This is a genomic window from Cyanobium sp. T1B-Tous, from assembly GCF_024345475.1.
GTDB lineage: Bacteria > Cyanobacteriota > Cyanobacteriia > PCC-6307 > Cyanobiaceae > Cyanobium_A.
Window position 1 is genome coordinate 1 of record NZ_JAGQBE010000110.1, and the last position, 5,748, is coordinate 5,748.

General features: G+C 62.8%; 5 protein-coding genes, 1 tRNA gene and 2 pseudogenes. 4 read left to right on the forward strand and 4 right to left on the reverse strand.

Annotation, left to right across the window (positions count from 1 at the left end; genetic code table 11):
- The 3 genes and pseudogenes from KBY71_RS14645 to KBY71_RS14655 form a co-directional block, all read right to left on the reverse strand.
- A pseudogene (locus tag KBY71_RS14645) lies at positions 1-585 on the reverse strand (aminopeptidase N); the annotation flags it as partial.
- 5 nt (positions 586-590) lie between these two features.
- Entirely contained in the window at positions 591-1,031 is a 441-nt protein-coding gene (locus KBY71_RS14650) for a cAMP phosphodiesterase (protein WP_254929625.1), read from the reverse strand.
- 44 nt (positions 1,032-1,075) lie between these two features.
- The gene (locus KBY71_RS14655) at positions 1,076-1,636 is read right to left on the reverse strand and encodes a hypothetical protein (RefSeq protein ID WP_254929626.1); all 561 of its coding nucleotides are present in this window, start codon (positions 1,634-1,636) and stop codon (positions 1,076-1,078) included.
- Positions 1,637-1,725: 89 nt separating this feature from the next.
- Here KBY71_RS14655 and KBY71_RS14660 point away from each other — a divergent pair, with 89 nt between their 5' ends.
- Both KBY71_RS14660 and KBY71_RS14665 read left to right on the forward strand, forming a co-directional pair.
- On the forward strand, positions 1,726-2,913 hold the full coding sequence (locus KBY71_RS14660; protein WP_254929627.1) for a histidine kinase: 1,188 nt from the start codon (positions 1,726-1,728) through the stop codon (positions 2,911-2,913).
- Positions 2,914-3,002: 89 nt separating this feature from the next.
- Positions 3,003-3,075, forward strand: a tRNA-Glu gene (locus KBY71_RS14665).
- 93 nt (positions 3,076-3,168) lie between these two features.
- On the opposite strand, the gene KBY71_RS14670 is transcribed toward KBY71_RS14665, so the two are convergent.
- Entirely contained in the window at positions 3,169-3,639 is a 471-nt protein-coding gene (locus KBY71_RS14670; RefSeq protein WP_254929629.1) for an SRPBCC family protein, read from the reverse strand.
- A gap of 240 nt (positions 3,640-3,879) precedes the next feature.
- On the opposite strand from KBY71_RS14670, the gene KBY71_RS14675 reads away from it, so the two are divergent.
- Positions 3,880-5,022 (forward strand): FAD-binding oxidoreductase, encoded by a 1,143-nt coding sequence (locus KBY71_RS14675; RefSeq protein ID WP_254929628.1) that lies wholly within the window; start codon positions 3,880-3,882, stop codon positions 5,020-5,022.
- Between the two features lie 143 nt (positions 5,023-5,165).
- Positions 5,166-5,711 (forward strand): annotated as a pseudogene (locus KBY71_RS14680) (glucose-6-phosphate dehydrogenase); the annotation flags it as partial.
- Between the last annotated feature and the right edge of the window lie 37 nt (positions 5,712-5,748).

Sequence of the window (5,748 nt, forward strand, 5' to 3'; positions counted from 1 at the left end):
CTCAAGCTGGCCAGCTACCAGGGCAAACAAATAGGAGGGTTTGGGGAAAGGGTCGTCCCAAACAGCGAAGTGGCGTCCGGCGTCGAGGTCGCCGGTTTCGATGCAGTTGCCATTGGAGAGCAGCACCGGACAGCTGGCCCGATTGGCTTCGATCCGCACCTGAAAGCGACTGAGCAGATCGGGGCGGTCGGGGTGAAAGGTGATACGCCGAAATCCCTCTGCTTCGCACTGGGTCGTGAACAGCCCGCCACTGGCGTAGAGCCCTTCAAGGGTGCTGTTGGTTTCCGGGTGGATGCGCACCCGGCTCTGCAGCTGAAAAACCCCAGCGGGAGGCTGGGTGATCACCAGCTGGTCGGCGCTGAGCTCAAAGGCCTCAGCCGGCAGGAGCTCGCCATCGAGACGCAATTCCAGCAGCTCCAAGTCGACGCCCTGGAGCACCAACGGTCCCGACTGGGCCAGCGGATTGGGCACGAAGGCCAGCTGGGCCAGCACCTCGGTGTGGCCGGAGTGGAGCTGCACCGTCAGATCGGTGCGCTCAAGCAGATACGGCGCCGGACGGTAATCGGCGAGGCGCACGAGGGGCATGGGAATTACTTAGTGGTATTGGGCTTAGGAGTAGCGGGCTTAGAAGTAGCGGGCTTCACTGCTGGCTTGGCATCGGGCGACTGCTTGATGGCGTCCTGCACCTTTGCCATCACATCTGCTGGCACCTCCTTGGGGCAGATCTCAGCGGCACCGAGGACAGCCGAGTTGATTGATCCCTTGCGCAGGTCGTCGATGCTGAGCGGCTTAGCTCCCACCTGGCTGATCACGCCATCGTGCTGGCCCTGAATCAGCTGGGCGATGGTTTCGCCAGCAATGCCCACCGCTTTATCGAAGGGCACCCCTGCCCCCCGGGCAATGCAAACGTTTACGGCTGCAATCCGGGTGTAGAGGTTCATTTCCGCCTCAGTGGCTGGAGCTGCCAGGGCTGCTGCCGGGACCAGCAGCAGGGGAAGCACCAGCAGGGGAGCCAGAAAACTACGGGGCATCAGGAACACCGGAAAAGAAAAATTGCTGACTGCATGCTGCTGCATCAAGGCAGGGCGTCGTGCGGGATGGGCGCCCCCGCTTCTTCAACTCTGATCTCGTGGTGGGTTTCGGCCACATCCAGGGCGCCGTTCTTCCAGGAGTAGATCGAACGGGAGCGGTAGCGGTCTTGGTCGACCAGGCGAGTGTGCTCAAGGATGTCCCACTCCTGATAGTGGGATTCAAAAATCAGCTCGTGCTCATCCACCTGGCGGATCTGACTTTTGGTGGGAGCGCCGCTCAAGTAGCCGGAGCTGCGGCTGAGCTGGTGACCGCAGAGATTGGCCTCCATGGTGCCAGTGGGCACGTAGCTGGGCTTTTTCTCGAAGAAGCCAAACTCCTGCTCGGGCCACCAAGTGAAGCGATAGGCAGCATCACCCTCCACCGGCTCACTGAATATCTCCACCCGCAGCATCATGTCGAGCCGCAGCGCCTCCCCATCCTCAAATAAATACAGCCGGCGCGAGCGCCACAGGCCCAGGTTGCGGGCAAACCAGCGCCTTGTATTGCTGTCGAGCTGAATCCTGGGGCGCGGCGCCACTGGACTGGAATTTGAAGGCATGCTCATGACATCCCGGCCCTAGGGCGCACGGCATTGGTTTATTTAGTCATAGCGAAATCGAGCTGCTCTGGCCAATTCCCCATAGGGTTGGCCACGTGAGCGCCGATCACCCCACCACGGCCGCCCAGGTCGCCAACGACGGAGCGACCGAACGCCCCGAACTGAAGCTGCTGCTTGTCGCCACCAGCTACCACCTGGCCAGCCAGGACCTACGCAACCTGATCCAGTTCCTCAAAAGCGAGGAGTGCGCTTTCAAGGTGAGCCTGGAGATCGCCGATCCGGGCCACCAACCCCAGCTGCTGGAGCTGCACCGGCTGGTGGCCACCCCGGCCCTGGTGAAGCTCGACCCCCTGCCCAAGCAGGTGATCGCCGGCAATGCCATCACCCAGAAGCTGCGCAGCTGGCTGCCGCGCTGGCAGCAGATGGAGGTGGTTACGAGCCTGGGCATGAGCCTGCGGCCCGCTGAAATTGATGGCAGCCGCACCAAGCGCGAGCTGCAGTTGGAAGACCAGCTGCTGGTGCTGCGCCAGGAAAACGAAACCCTGACCGAGCGCCTTGGGGTGCAGGAGCGCCTGCTGCGGATGGTGGCCCATGAGCTGCGCACGCCGCTGACGGCTGCCAAGCTCGCTCTCCAGAGCCACACCCTCGGCCAGATCGACGAGACCCGCTTCCGCGACGTACTCACCCGCCGCCTCGACGACATCCAGGAACTCTCCAAGGACCTGCTGGAGGTGGGTACAACCCGGTGGGAGGCCCTCTTTAATCCCCAGCGCCTGGCGCTGGGCAAGGTGGCCGCCGAGGCGATCCTGGAGCTGGAAAAACTCTGGATTGGCCGCGACCTAGAGCTGATCACCGACATCCCCGCCGACCTGCCAGATGTGTTCGCCGACCAGCGCCGCATGCGCCAGGTATTGCTGAACCTGCTGGAAAACGCCCTGAAGTTCACCCCGGACCGGGGCCAGGTGCACCTGACCCTGCTGCACCGCACCGACCAGTGGGTGCAGGTGAGCGTTTGCGACACCGGGCCGGGTATCCCCAAAGCGGAGCAGCAACGGATTTTTCTGGATCGGGTGCGCCTGCCCCAAACCTCCGGCACCACCTCTGGCTACGGCGTGGGCCTATCGGTGTGCCGCCGCATCGCCGAGGTGCACGGGGGGCGCATCTGGGTTGTGTCGGAGCCCGGCGAGGGTGCCTGCTTCCACGTCAGCGTGCCGGTCTGGAGCGGCCAGGTCCAACCCGCCCTGACGCCAAGGGGACCTGATCGTCGCGGCGCCCCCCACTGATAACAGGCCTGAAGCGCTGCTCTCCTTGACGAAGGGTCCCCCTGCCCCGTAGCTTCCAATACATCAACGCCCTACAGCGTTGTGGCCTCGCCCCCATCGTCTAGAGGCCTAGGACACCTCCCTTTCACGGAGGCGACAGGGGTTCGAATCCCCTTGGGGGTATACATAAATCCAGCTCCTTTAATGCCCAATGGGCAAAAGAGAAGGGTTATTTAGTTCAACTCTTGTTTAATCAGGAATACAACTCCTGTTTAATCAGGATTGGGCGGCGCGGCGTTCCGCCTCTCGCTGCACTCCGCGCAAGTTGTTGGCCAGGTCTTCGCGCAGACGTTGCTCGATCAAGCCAATCGGCATGCCGGGCCGGCCCTGCACCGTGAGCTCGTAGAGCAGGTGGGTGGTTTCCCCAGTGCGGCCGATCTGCCAACAGCCTTCAAAGCGGCGGAAATCACCGCGGCACATGCAAAAACGCAGCTCGCCCGCCTCGATATCTTCCTCAATCTCGAGCTCCACCTTGGCGCTGAAACGCAGCCCACAGAACTGCTGGGTGCCCACCTGCTCCAAACCCACCCGATTGCCGCGGCGCCAAAGCTGGCGGGAGGAGGCCAGGTTGGGAATAAAGCTGTTGAGATTGGCGTAATCGGTGAGCACGGACCAGATCCAGCTGGGATCAAGCGGTAGGCGCAACTGCACCGCCAGGCGCCTGGTGCCCTGGGGCAGACGCTCCATCTCCTGCTGGATGGTGTCGAGGCTGCAAATGGCGGTTGGGGCGGAATTGGTCAAATCCGCAGGCCCATTCGACAACAAATCCGGCTCAGCCAGTTGGCCGGGCAGACCTGATCGGGCAAGAAGCTGCGCCAAGGACGCACGGCGTAAGTGTGCTGGGGCACAAACCTAGCGGTGTCTGCCTGGAATTCGCTGCGGCCGTGTTCCCTATGATCAGCGCGTTTTTGAGGGGACTGAGTCTGCATGCGTGTTTCCACCGGTCGCGCCAACCAGTCCGACAACCGGATGTTCACCGTCGTGGTGGAAGCCTTCGGAGTGAGAAGCCAGCGTCAGGCTGAGCGCCGCTTCACCGTGCCATTCGGCCAACTCCAGGGCCTGATGCAATCAATCGCTCAGACAGGCGGTCGCATCAGCGCCGTTCTCGCAGACGATGGCGCCAGCCCAGCACCCGCCCCCAAAGCAAACGCCGCTCCTTCGAAACCCGCTGCCGTGTCCCACGCCGACGTTCCCGTCAACCTTTACAAGCCGAAGGATCCGTTCGTCGGCACGGTGACCGACAACTACAGCCTGCTGGCGGAAGGGGCTATCGGCCGGGTGAATCACATCACCTTCGACCTCTCCGGTGGTGACCCCCAGCTGCACTACGTCGAAGGCCAGAGCATCGGCATCATTCCCGACGGCACCGATGCCAACGGCAAGCCCAACAAGCTGCGCCTTTACTCAATCGCCAGCACCCGCCACGGCGACAACCTGGAGGGCAACACGGTGTCGCTGTGCGTGCGCCAGCTGCAATACGAGAAGGACGGCGAGACGATCAACGGCGTCTGCTCCACCTTCCTCTGCGACATCGAACCCGGCGCCAAGGTGAAGATCACAGGCCCAGTGGGCAAGGAGATGCTGCTTCCTGAAGACGAGGAAGCCAACGTGATCATGCTGGCCACCGGCACGGGTATCGCGCCGATGCGCACCTACCTGCGCCGCATGTTTGAGCCCTCCGAGCGGGAGAAGAACGGCTGGCATTTCCGCGGCAAGGCCTGGCTGTTGATGGGCGTGCCCACCACCCCCAACCTCCTTTACGACGACGACTTCAACCGCTACGTCAGCGAGTTTCCCGAAAACTTCCGCTACACCAAGGCGATCAGCCGCGAGCAGCAAAACGCCAACGGCGGCCGCATGTACATCCAAGACCGCGTCAGTGAGAACGCCGAGGAGATCTTCTCCTGGATCGAGAATCCCAAGACTCACGTCTACATGTGCGGTCTGCGGGGCATGGAGCCCGGCATCGACGAGGCGATGACCGCCGCCGCCACTGCCAAGGGTTTGAACTGGGCCGAGTTGCGTCCCCAGCTCAAAAAAGCCGACCGCTGGCACGTCGAAACCTATTGAATTCGAGCCCAATCCGCTTCCCCTGCCCGCCCCCAAGGCGGGCTTTTTTTTTGGCGAATCCCACACAGAAACCATCACAAAGTGGGGCAAGCGGTGGGCGACGGCGCCAGGCCCGTTAAACCATGGGCACCAGACAGGCATTCATGGGCGCTGTGCTCACCAATCCACTGCGGGTAGGACTCCGCCAAGAGCGGGTTATCCCGCCCCAATGCCTGGTTATTTTTGGGGCAAGTGGCGACCTCACCCATCGCAAGCTGGTGCCGGCGCTGTTTGAGTTGTTTCGCCAGCGGCGCCTGCCCAGTGAATTTGCGGTGCTGGGCTGCGCCCGCCGCCCCTGGAGCGATGAGGACTTCCGCGGCAAGATGGCCGAGGCCATGGCCCAAGAGGTGGCTGAGCACCGGGTGGCCTGGGAGCAATTTGCCGCCGGGCTGTTTTACGAGCCGGTGGACCTGGAGGATCCCCCTTCGGTGGTGCGGCTGGGCCAGCGGCTAGAGGCCATCGACCGGCTGCGGGCCACCCGCGGCAACCGCACCTTCTACCTCTCCGTATCGCCCAACTTCTACGGCAGTGGCTGCCGCTCCCTGGCCGCCGCCGGGCTGCTGAGCGACCCGAGCCGCAGCCGGGTGGTGATCGAGAAGCCCTTCGGCCGCGACTACGGCAGCGCCCAGGAACTCAACCGGGTGGTACAGACCTTGTTCGTTTTATAGTAGTTTTTGGTTATAGTGT